This is a genomic window from Pseudomonas umsongensis, from assembly GCF_012647205.1.
GTDB classification, from domain to species: domain Bacteria; phylum Pseudomonadota; class Gammaproteobacteria; order Pseudomonadales; family Pseudomonadaceae; genus Aquipseudomonas; species Aquipseudomonas umsongensis.
Genome location: NZ_CP051487.1, coordinates 3,302,888 through 3,318,876, shown reverse-complemented (window position 1 = coordinate 3,318,876; position 15,989 = coordinate 3,302,888). Strand labels below are relative to the sequence as shown.

Annotated in this window: 13 protein-coding genes and 2 pseudogenes; 4 read left to right on the top strand and 11 right to left on the bottom strand. The window is 59.9% G+C overall.

Annotated features, from left to right (window positions below; translation table 11 throughout):
- Positions 1–1,432: 1,432 nt before the first annotated feature.
- A pseudogene (locus tag HGP31_RS15015) lies at positions 1,433–2,194 on the bottom strand (DUF1329 domain-containing protein); the annotation flags it as partial.
- Between the two features lie 13 nt (positions 2,195–2,207).
- Between HGP31_RS15015 and HGP31_RS15010 the strand changes: the two are divergent.
- A complete protein-coding gene (locus tag HGP31_RS15010; RefSeq protein ID WP_240963551.1) occupies positions 2,208–2,408 on the top strand; it encodes a hypothetical protein in 201 nt (66 codons plus the stop codon).
- A 70-nt stretch (positions 2,409–2,478) separates the two neighbouring features.
- Here HGP31_RS15010 and HGP31_RS15005 read toward each other — a convergent pair whose 3' ends face one another.
- Entirely contained in the window at positions 2,479–3,342 is an 864-nt protein-coding gene (locus HGP31_RS15005) for an MBL fold metallo-hydrolase (RefSeq protein WP_168758074.1), read from the bottom strand.
- A 316-nt stretch (positions 3,343–3,658) separates the two neighbouring features.
- On the opposite strand from HGP31_RS15005, the gene HGP31_RS15000 reads away from it, so the two are divergent.
- Positions 3,659–4,981 carry a DUF1329 domain-containing protein gene (locus tag HGP31_RS15000; RefSeq protein ID WP_020800819.1) on the top strand — a complete coding sequence of 441 codons (1,323 nt, stop codon included), beginning with the start codon at positions 3,659–3,661 and terminating at the stop codon, positions 4,979–4,981.
- Positions 4,982–5,000: 19 nt separating this feature from the next.
- On the opposite strand, the gene HGP31_RS14995 is transcribed toward HGP31_RS15000, so the two are convergent.
- The 7 genes from HGP31_RS14995 to HGP31_RS14965 form a co-directional block, all read right to left on the bottom strand.
- A complete protein-coding gene (locus HGP31_RS14995; protein ID WP_020800818.1) occupies positions 5,001–5,912 on the bottom strand; it encodes a SphA family protein in 912 nt (303 codons plus the stop codon).
- Between the two features lie 95 nt (positions 5,913–6,007).
- Positions 6,008–7,069: an NADH:ubiquinone reductase (Na(+)-transporting) subunit F gene (locus HGP31_RS14990; RefSeq protein WP_168758073.1), complete on the bottom strand. Its 1,062-nt coding sequence runs from the start codon at positions 7,067–7,069 to the stop codon at positions 6,008–6,010.
- Between the two features lie 10 nt (positions 7,070–7,079).
- Complete coding sequence (locus HGP31_RS14985) at positions 7,080–7,439, bottom strand: phenol hydroxylase subunit P4 (RefSeq protein ID WP_020800816.1); 360 nt, start codon at positions 7,437–7,439, stop codon at positions 7,080–7,082.
- 63 nt (positions 7,440–7,502) lie between these two features.
- Positions 7,503–9,059 carry an aromatic/alkene/methane monooxygenase hydroxylase/oxygenase subunit alpha gene (locus HGP31_RS14980; RefSeq protein ID WP_168758072.1) on the bottom strand — a complete coding sequence of 519 codons (1,557 nt, stop codon included), beginning with the start codon at positions 9,057–9,059 and terminating at the stop codon, positions 7,503–7,505.
- A gap of 53 nt (positions 9,060–9,112) precedes the next feature.
- Positions 9,113–9,385 (bottom strand): MmoB/DmpM family protein, encoded by a 273-nt coding sequence (locus HGP31_RS14975; RefSeq protein ID WP_020800814.1) that lies wholly within the window; start codon positions 9,383–9,385, stop codon positions 9,113–9,115.
- Positions 9,382–10,377: an aromatic/alkene monooxygenase hydroxylase subunit beta gene (locus HGP31_RS14970; RefSeq protein ID WP_168758071.1), complete on the bottom strand. Its 996-nt coding sequence runs from the start codon at positions 10,375–10,377 to the stop codon at positions 9,382–9,384. Before HGP31_RS14970 ends, HGP31_RS14975 begins: the two co-directional genes overlap by 4 nt.
- A 17-nt stretch (positions 10,378–10,394) precedes the next feature.
- Complete coding sequence (locus HGP31_RS14965; protein ID WP_020800812.1) at positions 10,395–10,670, bottom strand: phenol hydroxylase subunit; 276 nt, start codon at positions 10,668–10,670, stop codon at positions 10,395–10,397.
- Between the two features lie 440 nt (positions 10,671–11,110).
- On the opposite strand from HGP31_RS14965, the gene HGP31_RS14960 reads away from it, so the two are divergent.
- Positions 11,111–12,793 carry a sigma-54-dependent Fis family transcriptional regulator gene (locus tag HGP31_RS14960; RefSeq protein WP_168758070.1) on the top strand — a complete coding sequence of 561 codons (1,683 nt, stop codon included), beginning with the start codon at positions 11,111–11,113 and terminating at the stop codon, positions 12,791–12,793.
- Between the two features lie 212 nt (positions 12,794–13,005).
- Here the strand turns inward: HGP31_RS14960 and HGP31_RS14955 are convergent.
- Positions 13,006–13,110 (bottom strand): annotated as a pseudogene (locus HGP31_RS14955) (dihydrofolate reductase family protein); the annotation flags it as partial.
- Positions 13,111–13,290: 180 nt separating this feature from the next.
- Here HGP31_RS14955 and yghU point away from each other — a divergent pair.
- On the top strand, positions 13,291–14,130 hold the full coding sequence (gene yghU, locus HGP31_RS14950) for a glutathione-dependent disulfide-bond oxidoreductase (protein ID WP_020800808.1): 840 nt from the start codon (positions 13,291–13,293) through the stop codon (positions 14,128–14,130).
- Positions 14,131–14,206: 76 nt separating this feature from the next.
- On the opposite strand, the gene HGP31_RS14945 is transcribed toward yghU, so the two are convergent.
- A complete protein-coding gene (locus tag HGP31_RS14945) occupies positions 14,207–15,967 on the bottom strand; it encodes a SulP family inorganic anion transporter (RefSeq protein WP_168758069.1) in 1,761 nt (586 codons plus the stop codon).
- Between the last annotated feature and the right edge of the window lie 22 nt (positions 15,968–15,989).

The window sequence follows — 15,989 nt, the reverse complement described above, 5'->3', positions numbered from 1 at the left end:
CGACTCCCTTTTTCAAACACCAAAAAGGAAGCAAAAGGCTTTTCCCCACCACTCGGTGCCTCGCTGGGGCTCGGCATGCCCTCACTCCGGCATTGCTCCGTGGGTCGCCGCGATGGGCCGTCCCTGGCCCAGCGCGGCTAAACCGGCGTCCTGCCGGTTTCCCCACTGCGCAATGCCTGCGTTCGGCCATCGTGGTTAACGGGGCGCCCGCGATCAACAGCAAAGCGAGGCGGCCTTAAAGCCGACCTGACTTTGACCGGTGCACCTGGATCCCCGGTGGGAGCCAGCCTGCTGGCGATTGATCGTTCCCACGCTCTGCGTGGGAATGCCGCCAGGGACGCTCCGCGTTCCACTGACAACGCATTAATTGAGCCGTGCGCGACGGTGATGTGGGGCGTCACAGGAAGCCCTGTGTGAAATTGGTTGTCGGAGTACATATCCATTGCTGCGGTAACGGCCACTTATGGTTTCGCTTTTACAGCGACTCCCTTTTTCAAACGCCGGAGTGCCGGCCCAGCAAAAAGGAAGCAAAAGGCTTTGCCCCATCACTCGGTGCCTCGCTTAGGCTCGGCATGCCCTCACTCCGGCATTGCTCCGTGGCGTCGCCGCGATGGGCCATCCTTGGCCCAGCGCGGCTAAACCGGCGTCCTGCCGGTTTCCCCACTGCGCAATGCCTGCGTTCGGCCAGCGTGGTTAACGGGACGCTCGCGATCAACAGCAAAGCGAGGCGGCCTTAAAGCCGACCTGACTTTGGCAGTTACCCCCAAGTTCCCTGTAGGAGCGAGCATGTCGAATCGTCGCACCGTCGCGATGGTCGTCAACGATGACGCGGGGCACCTGGTAGCCCGCGGTGCTCTCAGGTTCATCGCGAGCAGGCTCGCTCCTACAGAGGGTATGCGTATGGCTTCCGGTCAGGTCGGCTGTCAGGCCGCCTCGCTTTTGATTGTGATCTGGCTTTTGATTTTCTTGCCCCCTCGAGAGGCCGAGTGGAGGTTCTGCGCAGTGGGTAAACCGGCAAGGATGCCGGTTTAGCCGCGCTGGGCCAAGGATGGCCCATCGCGGCGGGCCCACGGAGCAGGACCGGAGCGAGGGCATGCCGAGCCTTAGCGAGGCACCGAACGCCAGGGGCAAGAGCCCTTGGTTACTTGGGGCTTTTCCAAGTGACTCGCCGTAAGGGCGAAACCCTAAGTGGCCGTTACCGCAGGAATGGATATGTACTCAGTCACAAAATCCCCATTGGCCGTCAGAACGCCTTCGCCGGCAAGCCTGGCTCCTACAGTAAGAGCGAAACCCAACCGTTACCGCATGAATGGACATTTACTCAGTCAACCAACAATAGGTCGGCTATCAGGCCGCCTCAAGGGAGGTTGACGGGGTGGTCGCAAAATCACCACCCACGTCTGTCGGTCACACTGCCTGCATCTCAGAAGGATTAGCGCAGTCCATCGGAGCGCAGTGCTGCGGGGGTGAATTCGAAGTTCTTGGCGGTCAGGCCGTACTCGGTGTTACGCGGTTCCTCGTTGCGCAACCCAACCACCATGTAGCGACCTGAGATCAAGTCGTACAGGGTTTCGGCGGCAAAGTAGCTGGCCTGTTCGTCGTATCGATACAGCGCATGCCCCTCCGCTACCCGCCATAGCTGGCCTTTCTGATCGTAATGATCGACTTCCGCCAGTTGCCAGGTATCTTCGTCGAGGTACATATGACGCTTGGCATAGACATGGCGCTGGCCAGGCTTGAGGGTCGCCTCCACCTCCCATACGCGGTGCAGCTCATAGCGGGTATGGTCAGGGTTGAGGTGCCCGGCCTTGACGATGTCGTCGTACTTCAGCGCAGAAGATTCCAGGCGATAGCTGTTGTAGGGAATGTACATTTCCTTCTTGCCAATCAACTTCCAGTCGTAGCGATCAGGTGCTCCGTTGAACATGTCGAGGTTGTCCGCCGTGCGCAGGCCGTCGGAAGCGGTGCCCGGCCCGTCGTAGGCCAGTTGCGGGGCACGTCGCACGCGACGCTGACCGGCGTTGTAGACCCAGGCGCGACGGGGCTCCTTGACTTGATCGATGGTCTCATGCACGAGCGCAACCGTGCCGGCCAATCGTGCTGGCGACGTCACGCGCTGCTTGTAGTAATACAACAGGTTTTGCGCGTCGCCGGCAGGCAGGTCGGTCACTTGCCGGGGGTACACTTGCTCTTCCCCGATAAAACCGTTGTTCGCCCCGCTGATGTTCAACCTGCGCAGCGATCCGTTCGAGAGTTACGACAGCAACGACTCCTGCGGCCAAATGGGAGAGCTGATAGGCAACCTTTTGAAGACCCTGGCCGAGTACCCGCCCGTGCAGGCGGCCAAGTCATTTGACCGATCGAACCTGGTGCAGGATTTCCTGAGAAGTCAGCAGCCGCCACGCTGAAACGCGGGGTGTCTGGATACCCGCGTTGTCTGGACGTTTTTCGCGAGCAGACCTCCTGCAAGGGCATGCATCAACACTCGAAACGGCTCAACGTGGTGTACGTATCAAACGCCTGGTAACGCGAATGTCGATCACGCATGATCTTGATCATCGCAATCTGCGGATCACTGGAGAACACCAGGCGCCCGCCGCTGGCCACCAGGTGGTCCAACAGCCGTTCTTTCTCGCCCACCAACCCTTCGGGATTGCGATCGTTGGCCGTCGTTACGTCCAGGCGCAACCAATGGGTACCGGGAATCAGGTCGCCGGCAAACACCACCGGCCCGCCGGGCATGGCGATTTCCGGGATCAATTGTCCGGGGGTGTAGCCATCGCTGAAGTGAAACTGCCAACCGTCGCCGAGCTCTTTGCAGCGCGCGTCATCGACCAGCACCAGCCGCCCACTGCCTTGCAGCCTGCGCACGATCTGGCGGACGAATAAAGCGCGATCATGGGGATGGTTGTGAAGCGCACGGGACCAGTGACGCTCTCCGGTAATGTAATGCGCAGCAGGAAACAGCAAGCGCGGCGTATTGCCCTCCTCGATCGCCGCACTCAGTTCGGGAGTCAGTTGCGCGTGCAGATGCGTCAGCACCACCGCACTGATATCGCCTTCAGCCAGCCCCTGTTGCGCCAGGCTGTCGAGCAATCCCGGCGGATGTTTCTGACAGCTGCAGGTCCGTCGCAGCGGCGCCAGCAAGGCGCTGGCACCGGCCAGCACCAGGATATTCTTGCCCCCTTGCTGCACCAGCAGGCCCCGCGAGGCCAGGTCCACCAGGTTGTCCTGGTCGGGCTTGATCCATTCAGCCCATAACTGCCGCGGCGTATTACCGAACATCACGCCACCATCAAGCTTGCGACTGCTACCGGCCAGAGTGGATAAACAACGGTTCACGACAGACACCTCTTCGAATTCGCCCCAACTTTGCAGAACGTGCGGGTTTTATGAGGCCTGAAGGATAATCCGCCTTCACGTCCACGCCCCCACCCGTGTGGAGTGGGGCCCGGACGGATCACTGGCCAACACATTCCACATCCTCGCCGAAGCTCTACCCCTGTCATCAATAGCCAAGTAACTGTCGTCAAATGCGAAGCACCCCTCAATCGCAGGTCTTCTAATAGCGCTACAAACTCTGGCAATTGAGCCGACGGATGTGACCGTGGCCTCTGAGTCACGAGTTGCCTGGTCCGCCTGGCAGGAGAATAACAAGATGAAATTGGTGAAAAGTCTTCTGGCAGCCATCCCCCTAATGGGGCTGGTCATCGATGCCCACGCCTATGTATCGAGCCAGGAAGCCGCCCGGCTGGGCACCAGCCTGACGGGAGTGGGTGCCGAACAGGCCGGCAATGCCGACGGTTCCATTCCGCCCTACAGCGGTGGCCTGACCACGGCCCCCGCCAGTTTCAAGGCCGGCGACAGCATGCGCCCCGACCCCTTTGCCCACGAAAAACCGCTGCTGGTGATCAACGGCAAGAACGTCGATGCGTACAAAGGCATGCTGACCGCCACCACTGTCGCGTTGGCCAAGCGCTACCCTGGCTTTCGAGTCGATGTATATCCGACCCACCGCACCGCATCGTTGCCACAGGCGGTGCTGGACAACAGTCGCAAGAATGCCACCAACGCCAGGTCCCTCGACGGCGGAACCGCCATCGACAATGTGATGCCCGGCGTGCCGTTCCCGATCCCGCAGTCCGGTGCCGAAGCGATGTGGAATTTCCTGTTGCGCTACCAGGGCGTCAACATCCATTCCAAGTACGACTCCTGGAGCGTCGACACGGCGGGCGTGCCGAGCCTGGCGGTCACCGGCGAAGCGTACGTGTCCTTCCCGATCTACGAGAACATGTCGAAGCCGTTCAGCAGCTCGGACATCTATTATCAGTTGAAACTGTCCTACACCGGGCCTGCGCGCCGAGCCGGCGAGTCGATCATGCTCAAGAACGCCACCAATGCCACGGAGTTTCCTGGCCGCGCCTGGCAGTACATGCCGGCCCAGCGCCGGGTCAAGCAGATTTCGATCCTGGCCTACGACACGCCCAACCCCGGCACCGCCCGTGCGTTGGAGCTGTATGACTGGACGCTGGTCGGCAAACGGGAAATGATCGTGCCGTACAACACTTACAAACTCACCTACGCCCGCGAAGCCAAATCGCTGACCACCCCCAATTTCATTGCCCCGGATTACGTGCGCTGGGAAAAACACCGGGTCTACGTCGTCGAGGGCAATCTCAAGCCCGGTGCCAAGCACATCTACCAGAAGCGCCGCTTTTACCTGGATGAAGATACCTGGGCCGCGGTGGCCTCCGATCAGTACGACACCGATGGCCAGCTGTATCGGGGCTCCTTCGCCTTCTTCAGCCAGAGCTATGACCAGCAGGTTCCCGATGCCACCCCGTTCATGACGTACGACCTGTCGCGTGGCACCTACAACATCAATGGCGTGGTCGGCCCCCACGGTGGCATCCGCTACATCGAACCGCTGTCGACGGCGCAGTGGGCGCCAGAGTCCATGGCGGTGAGCGGTATTCGCTAGGGGCGGCGATGGAGACCGATCAAAAAGGGACGGTCAATTTCATCCAGTAGGCATTACCTTCCGCGCGGTTGCGAACCTGGGTTTCCTGCTCCCACTTGGCGGTCAGAAACCAGCCTTTATCGCTCGTATATTTCACCGACGGGCCAATCGCTAGCGCCCTGCCTTTGTTGTCCTTGACCCGTTCACCGTCCTGCCGGTCATCGGTGGTCTGGTGAACGATGTAACCGCCCACGCCCACCACCCAGCCATTGCCCAGGCCCCAACCTACTGCGTAATCGGCATGCAGTTCCGAGCCGGAACGGTAGTCGGTCGCGGGGTTGCGCCGGTTGAAGTCATACATGATTTTCGCGTCGACGTTCAGGCCATTGGGGTCGACGTAAGACACCGCCACCACGGGTTCGACTACCCAGTAATTGCGTCCGATGTTGGCCAGGTCATCGCGATCGTATTCACCCGACGGCGCAATGAAATCCACGGCGACAATACTGTGTAGCTTCTCACTGTGATGGAAACCGAGCGCCGGCCCGAAGATGATGTCGCCCAATCCCTGTTTGCTCTGGGACTGACCATTGAGCTCAACCTTGAGGTCTACCAGCGGCACGATGGCGTGGAAAGCCAGGTTGCCACCAAGCACCTGCTGCTCGGTGACCCAGATCAGTCGTGGTGCAATGGAGTTGGCCCGGACGCGGAAGTCCACAGGCACTTTGTCACCCCGATTGTCGCGCAGCGAGTCGGCTTCGTAGTGGCCGACATAGAACTGCGAATACAAGCCCGGCGGTGGCATGGCACCGGACATGTAGTTTTCCGCCCCCATCGGGTAGGAAGATCCACCGTTTTCGGTGGCCAGCGCCCCGCCACTGACCACCGCCAGCAGGCTCACTGCGGCACGGCACAGGCAATTGCCACGCTTGTTACGCGGTACGGCTTTCATAGGTTGATGACCCTTTTGTTGTTTTTATAGTCAGCCGAAACCCTGCCGACCTTCGGGAGGTCAGCAGCGTCCGGCGTTGTGTGTTGCGGGTAAACTCAGATGCGTTTGAACAACGCTGAGCGAGTGCTTTCGCTGGCGCCATCGGCGGCGCTGTAGAAGCGCTCCATGAAGATGTCGCGCTCGAACAGCCGCCCTTGCATCAGGCAAGTAATGGCCGAATCGATCATCACCGGTGGCCCGCACAGGTAGGCTTTACGCGTACTGAAGCGGCCCTCGAAATGCTCCTTCGCGGCGTCATGCACGTAGCCTTTGAACCCCGTCCAATCGACATCGTCCTCTGCCTGGCTGAGCGCGGGTACGTAGGTAAAATTGGCGTAGTCGCGCTGCAATGCCTCAAACAGTTCCTGGTTATAGAGCTCCGCGCGATTGCGCGCCCCCTGGAACAGCACGATCTGGCGCGTATCCCCTGCCTCCAGCAGATCGAGAATCATCGATTGAGGGCTGGATAATCCCGAGCCGCCCGCGATGAAAATCAAGTCACCGCTTTGCGAGGTGCGTACAAAAAACTGCCCGTACGGCCCGGACAATTCCACCCTGTCTCCGACCTTCAGTTCATCGTGAATCCTGCCGGTCACCCGCCCGCCCTCGACCCGACGCACGTGCAGTTCCACTTCGTCGGCGCGACTTGGTGGGTTGGCCAGCGAAAACGCGCGAGTACCGTCAACGCCAGGCAATTGCAGGTTGATGTACTGCCCGGCCTGGAACGCCATGGGTCGATCGAGCTTGAGGTGCACGCCCTTGATGGTCGGCGACAAGTCCACCAGCGCACTGACCACTGCGCGGAAGTCCTCGACCGGGTGCCCGAGAAAATCCGGGTCGGCGTCGATATCCGCTTCGATCACCATGTCGCTTTGCGGAATGGCGCAACACGCCAGGACCTTGCCTTCGTCACGCTCGATATCCATCAGTGCAAAGGAAGACGCCGCTCCCAGATCCGCTTCGCCTTCAAGGACCTGGATCTTGCAGGTGGCGCAGGTGCCATGTCCGCAGGCGAAGGGCAGCCAGACGCCCTGGCGCAACGCTGCCTGGAGGATGGTCTGGCCCTCCTCCACTTCGATTGTTTCGCCCGTAGGCTCGATGGTTACTTGGTAGCTCATCACCGTGTCCTCAGTTGAAGGTGCCGGCAATGCCGTTCAAGCCCGGAGTAGCGAGGTGCAGCAGGCTTTTATGGTCGATGCCGTTATCGATCAGGCTTGCCGCATTGTCGGGTGTGAACGGTTGATCGTTCAGGCGCCATAGCGCCTGGCTGAAGTCAACCTGCTTGGCATCCGGGTGCTGGGAAATCGAGGGCTTGACCACTTGCTCGATGAAGTCCGCGAATGGCATTGCCGGTGGCAGCGGGAAAGTGAACGGGGCGCAAAACATCAGGTGTTTTTCCCAGCACAGGTACACCAGTTGCAGGCCGTGGAAGTTTTCCTGGCGATCCAGGGGTTGGGCCTCATAGGCTCCGATGGAGGTCACGGGCATGATTTTGTCCTTCCTGTCAGGTGGGTTTGAAGCGGACCAGCAGGCCCGCTTCGGCGCAGGGCATCAGCCGGTCTTGAGTAGATCCGGGTCGACGGGATTGGCCGGCGCACTGTGACGATCGTTCGGGTGCCAGTCCTGCCAACGCCGATGCTCGGTGGAGCCCAGGTATTCCAAGTTGTCCTGGCCGGGGTCGATGTTGTAGTAGTCGCGCACCACCGACTCGACATCCGCGCCACCGCAGTTACCTTGCAGAATCTGATGCACCGGCAACCAGGCCTGGATGTACTTGGTCGGCTCGTACTGGAAAATGTCGCAGCAGCCCTGGGAACAGAAGTGATAACGCTCGCCTTCGTGCTCGGTGCTGCGATGGCTGAGTGTGGTCTGGTCATCCGGCTCGCCAAACGACAGCGGGATCTGGCAGATCTGGCACAACATCGGCAGGGTCGGGTTGTAGAAACGCTCGCCCTTCTCCTGGAGCGCGCGCCAGTGCTCAAACCGTGGGCGGTAGATCTTGTCGAAGGTGTCCGGGTACTTGGACGAGAGCCAGTCCAGCTCTTCGTCGGTTGGCATCCAGGTATGGAAGTTGGTCGCCTGGCTGTACTGATAGAAGATCGACCAGGCCTGATGGCTGACGTGATCCTTGGCAATATTGGCTTCTTCGACATGCTTGGGCGGGCGAATACCGTAGCGCTCCAGGTCCTTGAACAATGCCCCGCCCGCCTCTTCGAAATACACGCCCCAGGCTTCGGACCAGGACATCACCTTGTTGGGCAGCATGTAGTCCATCATCATCCCGACCAGCGTCAGCAAGCGGTAACCACGCCAGAACCACTTGTCGATCCAGCGCTGGATGATCGGCACATTGTCTTCGTGTTGCTCGAGCAAAAACTTGATGACCTCAAGGCCCAGGGTCATGTGGCGGGCCTCATCCGATTGTGCGGAGAAGCCGAAGGTCACGGTGGCCATGTCGCCGTTGAACGCGGCGCCGGACATGAAAGGAACGAACAGCAGATTGGTCAGCACGTACTCGAACGAAAACGAGATCGCGGTGAGGAACTCGAACGGCCCCGCCGTCCGCGCATCCTCGAAGAACGACTTGGGCACCGAGAGGAACCACACGCGGTCATGCATATGGGCGAAATCATGCAGACCGTTGAAGTGCTTGTTGTAGTGGCTCATTGCATGAATCTGGGTCTGTACGTGGCGCAGTTCGTCGATAGCCTGCATCTGGCAGGCAATTCGTGCACCGGCGCCACTGAACTGTCGTCCAACCCGTGCGAACCCTTGGTAGGCCTGATATTCCAGCGGTGTCACACCGGACAGGAACAGCTTCAGCGCGTTGACGTAGCGGGCGTCCGACAGCGTGGTATGCCCATTGTTCTGCGAGAAGGCGTCGAAGATCGCGTAGAGTTTTTTCTCTTTCTCAGCCTGGTATTTCCAGTAGGTATCCATGGTCAAGCGGAACGGATCTTCCCACTTGTCCCAATCGGTGATCTTGATGCCTTCGAAACGTTCGTGCGGGTAGATGTCCTCGTGGGTCTGGTAGCTGGGCTCCCAGTCGAGGTCACGGGTCATGCAGCGGTATTTTTCTTTGGCATTAAGGCGTTTTTTCACGGCCATGATGGCGCTCCCGTATTCTTGTAATGGATCAAACCCTGGCTTGAAACCGGCGGTCAGTTGTTCCAGTGGAGGGAGAAGCTGTCGTCCTCTTCCACGACATTGCCGCCGAGGGTGATGACGTACATGAGCATTTCCTGGATGTCCCAGGGGCTGCCGGTCAGTTGCTCGACTGTCTCGCGATGGATATCCAGGCGGCCCCTGGCCTCGATGCGGATCATCGACGGCTGGTGCTGAATCTCGGCATGGGGGTTGTCCTGGACGATCGCGTCGACAATCGAGCGCGCGTAGTCGGTGTCCTGCAGGTTGATGTAGACGAGGGAAGTCATGGGCGGGCTCCTGTCAGGCCGATTTTCTTCAGGCGTGCGCTGAACTCGGTGCACACGGTATCCAGCGCGGACGTATCGAGAGTCAGGGCCGCCAGGGGCTCGAGTGCCTCCACGCAACGGGCACTCCAATGATCGACCCAGCCTTGCACCAGGTCCTTGTTGGCAGCGCTTTCGTTGATCACGGTCTTGAGCAGCCCGTCGACCCAGCGTTGGCTTTCGGCGAACCACAGGCGCATGAACTCGGTGAGCATGCCGACCTGGCCGGCACCATTGGCCGAGAGTTGCTCGTCGAGCTTGTGGAACAGCAGCGGGTACACCAGGCCATCGCTGACCAGGTTTTGCGCCAGGGTCAATTCGAACCAGTCGCGAACCACCAGGGTGTCTTCGACGTATCGGCGCAGGCCTTGCCATGCCGGGTCGCCGAGCCACTGTTGTTTGGCCTCGGCCAGCAGCAACACGTCGCCGTCATCGAGCATCAGGCCGATCCGTGAGAGGTACTGGGCGATGCCCAGGCGATCCATGGCCTGGAACATGTGCATTTGCGTGACGCTCGTGCCGAACCCGTCGGCGGCGATGCTGCTGTTGTTCATGTTGGCGCCCATCTCGGCGTGCCGAAGCGGCAACAACAGCCTGCTGATCAACTGCACATTGCGCGCGGACAGCCCGGCAAGCATGTCGCGCTTTTCGCAGAACGCGTAATCATGCTCGGCATTTTCCTGCATCTTGGCCCGGGCCTGGACGTAGGCGCCGTAGTAGTACTGGCGAGGGTCGCTGACGGCATACCAGTCAGCCATCACCACCGCAGTGCGGGTGGCGTCATTGAGCAGTTTGTCCGGTTGCCACAACGGCCGGTAATGAAAATTGGTCGCCGACTCCAGGTCGAAACTCGCCTCCTGATATCGGCTGGCAACCTTGTCGCCAAAGCGGCGACGGGTATGGCTGAAGGTGTTGCGGATCGTCTCGACGGTCGTCGTCTTGATCTCGACACTCATGGTGTGGACTCCTGTAATTATTGTTGGGGGGCCTGGTCACCTGCGGCGCCGCGGGTTTCGCCGTAGCGCCACTTGTGCGCATCGGCGTCGAGGGCCTGGGACATTTGCGCGTCCATGTGCTGAACGTGGTGGGTTTCACAAAATTGCCTGAATGCCTGATGCGGCAGTACAAGCTCGACGTACAGGTCGGGAAAGCCGATGGCGAAATCGAACTCGACAAAGGCAGCGTCTGGCTCGCTGCGCACACGGACGTAGCGCGGCATTTGATCGAAGGTGCTGCCAGATGGGTTCATGCTCGGAAACTCCCTTGTTGTTATGCAGGGATGCAGAGCAACATGAGTGCCAGCGCAACAGCTGGAATCTTAAATAAAGAATAAACCTTATAAAAACAGATGGTTACATAGAGCGCAGTAGGCCCTGCAGGGTGCAAGTATTCGCATGCGGAGATCTGTCGACATGGACGAATTGATGATTTGATCAATCCCGGGCAGGCGGTTCGAGCAAATGAACAAACGGCGCTGCAAAGGCCGTAACCGCTCCGGATCAGTCGTGATGTCGACCCAAGACCCGGCGCTCAGTCGGTGAATATCCATTTGACTTTCAATTGAAATTCGGGACGTTCTATATAGGAATTTTCATCGCTTTTTCTGACACGGTCCCTCGGTCACGCCCCAGCCTGGGTGCAAGGAGCCCTGTTATCCCCACAAACAAAAAGACATAGGGGTTTGTTTTCATGACCATGAAATACCGGGCCTCCGAGCATTCTGCACAGCTCAAGGACCTGACCGACCGCGTGCACTTTCTCGGCGGCGAAGGAAAGATCTGGCTCGATGAGCAACGCATGATGCTGATGCAGGTTTCGGCGATGGCGTCGTTTCGCAGGGAGCTGATCGAGATGATCGGAGCAGAACGTGCAAAGGGCTTTTTCCTTCGCCTGGGCTATCAGTCCGGGCTCAAGGATGCGCAGCTGGCACGAAAACTACGGCCCAATGCCAGTGACATCGATATGTTCCTTATCGGACCGCAACTGCACTCGCTCAAGGGCATGGTCAAGGTGCGTCCGTTGAAGATGGACATCGATATCGAGGCCGGAACCTTCTATGCCGACATCGAGTGGATAGACTCTTTCGAAGTGGAAAACCACCAGAGTGAACAACTGCATTCCGATCAGCCGATTTGCTGGATGCTCCTGGGCTACGCAATCAGCTATTCGTCGTTTTTCATCGGCCGGCAGATCATTTACAAGGAGGTCAGCTGCCGGGGATGCGGGGACACAATGTGTCGGATTATCGGCAAGCCCGCCGAGGAATGGGAGGATGCCGACACGTTCATGCGCTATTTCCAAAGTGATTCAATCATCGATGAATTACACACCCTGCAGCTTCAAGTAGAAAACATGAACCAGCGCCTGCAACTGGGTGCAGGCCAGTTTTACGGCATCGGCCGGTCAGCGATCTACCGCAAGACCTGCGACCTGATCGACAAAGTCGCCCCAGGCAAGGCTTCAGTCCTGCTACTGGGTGAAACCGGCGTCGGCAAGGAAGTCATCGCGCGCAGTCTGCATTTGCGCAGCGAGCGCGCTGGCGGTCCTTTCATAGCCCTGAACTGCGCAGCCATCTCGCCAGACCTGATTGAAGCGGAGCTGTTTGGCGTCGAAAAAGGCGCTTACACCGGCGCTCAACAAGCGCGCATGGGTCGCTTCGAGCGCGCCCATGGCGGCACCTTGTTTCTCGATGAAATCATCGAACTGACGCCTCGTGCCCAAGCCAGCCTGCTACGGGTGTTGCAGGAGGGCGAGCTGGAACGGGTGGGCGATAACCAGACGCGCACGGTGGATGTTCGCGTCATCGGTGCTACGCATGAGGATCTCGCGCAGGCGGTGAAGGAAGGACGTTTTCGTGCCGACCTTTATTACCGATTGAACGTGTACCCGGTGCGGGTGCCCGCGTTGCGCGAGCGTCGCGAAGACATCCCGCTGTTGATTGAGCACTTCCTTGAAAAGCTGCATCAGAGCTACCAGAAAAAAACCCTCGGCCTGTCGGATCGCGCCAGCGAGGCCTGTTTGCGCTACGACTGGCCAGGCAATATCCGTGAGCTGCAAAATCTCATCGAACGTGGCGTGATCATCACAGACAGCAATCAGAGCATTTCCGTGGAGGCACTGTTCCCGCACCAGTCCGACGAGGCCTACAGTATTGGCCTGTCGAGCGAAGGTGCTTTGATCAGCCAGAAGCTGGCGCCCACCGATGAGTGGGTGGGCTGCCTGCTCGATCTTGGAGTGAGCCTTGAAGCCATGGAAGAGCAACTCCTGCAAGGTGCCATGGAACGCGCCGGGCAGAACGTTTCGGAAGCAGCGCGCCTGCTCGGAATGACGCGACCGGCACTGGCTTACCGGCTGAAAAAGAAGCCGGATTGAGGCCTGGCCTTCAAGCGCACGGGTCTCCACTGGCGCTTAAAGGCTTGAGCGTGTCACTGCGTAGCGCAACACTGCGCAGCACTGTCCCTAATCAACGGGATATCGATGAGCGGGTGTACATCACCTACACCCGCGAGTCGTTCTGATCAGGCCTTCTCCTTCAACGAGCCGTCGCCGGGAGAACGTTGCGGTCACTGCCGTTCCACCTCTTCAAAAGATCCCGTGCGCACCTCGCCGCGGGTGTCCTCATCAGGCCCGCCGGGTGCTTGAATGACGCCATCGAGGCTGATGAAAGCGGCAACGATAAGCTTGCGCATACTCGTCTCCTGATTCGCCCTCGTGAAAGTTCTTGCCCTGGGAACATCGAACCAGATGCATTCCCTGAACCCTGGTCGAACCGACCTCTGCGAAATCGACAGCAGTTGCTCGAAGCGCCCCGGCGACATACTGTTTTACCCCAGGTCAACGTCATCACAACGAACTATGGGGTCCATCACGTGAGCAAAGCGTCTTATGTTCCTCCCAAGGTCTGGAAAAACAACGCGCCCTCTGGCGGCGAGTTTGCCAATATCAACCGCCCTGTTGCCGGCCCGACGCATGACAAGACACTGCCGACAGGCAAGCATCCGTTGCAACTGTATTCGCTGGCGACGCCCAATGGCGTAAAAGTGACGATCATGCTCGAGGAGCTATTGGCGCTTGGGCATACCGGTGCCGAATACGACGCCTGGCTGATACGCATCAGCGAGGGCGAACAGTTTTCCAGCGGCTTTGTCGAGATCAACCCGAACTCGAAGATCCCGGCGTTGCTGGATCGCAGCGTCGAGCCGCCGCTGCGCGTGTTCGAATCCGGTTCGATCCTGCTCTACCTGGCGGAAAAGTTCGGCGCCTTCCTGCCCACCGATCTCGCGGGACGCACCGAAACCCTGAACTGGCTGTTCTGGCAAATGGGTTCGGCGCCTTACCTGGGCGGCGGCTTCGGGCACTTCTACGCCTACGCGCCGGAGAAGCTCGAATACCCGATCAACCGCTTCACGATGGAGACCAAGCGGCAACTGGATGTCCTCGACCGCCGACTTGCGCAAAGCCCCTACCTGGCCGGTGACCGCTACACCATCGCCGACATCGCGGTCTGGCCCTGGTACGGCCAGTTGGTGCGCAACAACGTGTATTCGGCTGCCGAATTTCTATCCGCCCACCAATACACCCACGTGCAAAGATGGGCGCAAGAAATCGCCAATCGACCCGCGGTCATCCGCGGCCAGCGTGTAAATCGGACGTGGGGGGATGAGGCGAGCCAGGTGCCTGAACGGCATCAGGCTGCTGATCTGGGCTGAAGGACCGCATACGTCCGGCGTTCACAGCGCCGGGCGACAAGAGCGGCGCCCGTTACTTCCCCTTCCAACCCGCCAGCTATTGCTCGGGGTGCATCGCCAGATAGTTGTCGACTGCAGCCCCTACCGTGGGAAAAAACGCCGATTCGCCAAACCTTGCGAAAAGCCCGAAGCGCTTGAGTTTGTCCTTGACCGGGTCCTTCATCTCTGCCACGCACAACTTGATGCCCGCCGCGTGCAGGGTGTCGTCGAGCTCTGCCAACATGTCGGCCGAGGTCACGTCGACACTGGTGACCGGCTCCGCCGCCACGACCAACCAGCGCACCGGCGTGGGCGAGGCCGCCACGGCGTTCAGCACACGCTCGTTGAACAGTTCGGCGTTGGCGAAAAACAATGGCGCATCCCATCGAAACAAGACCAGACCGGGGATCAGGTGCGCGTTCGGATAACGCTGGATGTCGTGGTAGCCCTTGACCCCCTCGGCTTGCCCCAGCACTGCGGAGTACGGCCGCCAGCCATCCCACAGGAACTCGATAACGGCGATCACGATAGCCAGGGCGATACCCTCGATCGCCCCGAACACGGCGACGCCAATGGTGCAGGCGATCGACAGCCAGAACTCCCAGCGCTGGATACGATAAATGCGTCGCAGGTCGGCGACTTCGATCAAGCCGATGGCCGAGGCGATCACCACGGCTGCCAGTGCGCTGTTGGGCAGGTTTTCCAGCAGGTTCGGCGCCACCATCAACAGCACGGCCACCGCCAGTGCGCCGACCACGCCAGTCAACTGGGTCTTGGCGCCGGCGGCTTCGGCCACGGGCGTGCGTGAAGAACTGCTGCTGATGGGAAAACCCTGGAAAAAACCCGCCGCCAGATTGGCAAAGCCCAGCCCCGCCATCTCCTGGTTCGGGTTGACATAGGTACGGGTGCGCGCCGCGTAGACCCGCGAGAGCACGCTGGTGTCGGCAAACGAGACAAGGGCGACGGCGCAACCGCCGATAATCACCGGGACCAGGTCGTCGCGGGTGATCCAGGGGATCGCGAACGCTGGTAAACCTTGGGGAAGCGCACCGAGGACCGCCACACCCGCGCCCTTGGCCAGGCCCAGCACACCCACGGCGATGGTCGCGCCTGCCACGGCGATGAGGATGCCCGGGATACGCTTGTGGCCTTTGAGCAGCAGGATCACCGCCAGCGTGGCGGCGCCCACCATGAAAGTGGTCCAGTTGGCCTTGCCCTCCATCACCCCGGTGGTGATCGCCCACAGGTTTCTGAACGGACCGTCGGACTCGATCGAAAAACCGAAGATTTTCGGCAATTGACTGATCAACACCGTGATGGCGATCCCGTTCATATAGCCGTAACGGATCGGTTTGGACAGCAGCTCGGTAATGAAGCCCAGGCGTGCGATGCCCGCCAGGATGCACACGGCGCCCGACACGATCGCCATCATGCTCGCCAGGGCAACCGCGCGATGAGGGTCGCCGCCCGACAGTGGCAAGACGACGGCAAGGATCACTGCCGCCAGCGAGGAATCCGGCCCCAGCACCAGGATCCGGCTGGGGCCGAACAGTGCATAAGCGATGAGCGGAACGATGGTCGCGTACAGGCCATAGATGCCGGGCACGCCTGACGCCACGGCGTAGGCGATGCCGACGGGCACCAGCATGGTGGTGAGCACCAGGCCGGCCATGATGTCATGGCGCAACCAGGCTATCTGGTACTTTCGCAGCGTAACAAGCCCGGGGAGCCAACGGCTCCAGCCGTTGCCGTCGCCGCTATCGCGAGGTGCAATGCGACCCGGTTCCGGGGTGGGCGGCGAAATATCCGAATGGCTCATGTGTCTATGGCCTTTAGTGTCC

What these genes read in the sequence shown, in the direction of transcription:
- HGP31_RS14985 (WP_020800816.1), bottom strand. Translation starts at nt 7,439, where the DNA reads ATGCCCGTGACCTCCATCGGAGCCTATGAGGCCCAACCCCTGGATCGC.
- HGP31_RS14970 (WP_168758071.1), bottom strand. Translation starts at nt 10,377, where the DNA reads ATGAGTGTCGAGATCAAGACGACGACCGTCGAGACGATCCGCAACACC.
- HGP31_RS14990 (WP_168758073.1), bottom strand. Translation starts at nt 7,069, where the DNA reads ATGAGCTACCAAGTAACCATCGAGCCTACGGGCGAAACAATCGAAGTG.
- HGP31_RS14995 (WP_020800818.1), bottom strand. Translation starts at nt 5,912, where the DNA reads ATGAAAGCCGTACCGCGTAACAAGCGTGGCAATTGCCTGTGCCGTGCC.
- HGP31_RS14960 (WP_168758070.1), top strand. Translation starts at nt 11,111, where the DNA reads ATGACCATGAAATACCGGGCCTCCGAGCATTCTGCACAGCTCAAGGAC.
- HGP31_RS14965 (WP_020800812.1), bottom strand. Translation starts at nt 10,670, where the DNA reads ATGAACCCATCTGGCAGCACCTTCGATCAAATGCCGCGCTACGTCCGT.
- HGP31_RS14945 (WP_168758069.1), bottom strand. Translation starts at nt 15,967, where the DNA reads ATGAGCCATTCGGATATTTCGCCGCCCACCCCGGAACCGGGTCGCATT.
- HGP31_RS14975 (WP_020800814.1), bottom strand. Translation starts at nt 9,385, where the DNA reads ATGACTTCCCTCGTCTACATCAACCTGCAGGACACCGACTACGCGCGC.
- HGP31_RS14980 (WP_168758072.1), bottom strand. Translation starts at nt 9,059, where the DNA reads ATGGCCGTGAAAAAACGCCTTAATGCCAAAGAAAAATACCGCTGCATG.
- HGP31_RS15000 (WP_020800819.1), top strand. Translation starts at nt 3,659, where the DNA reads ATGAAATTGGTGAAAAGTCTTCTGGCAGCCATCCCCCTAATGGGGCTG.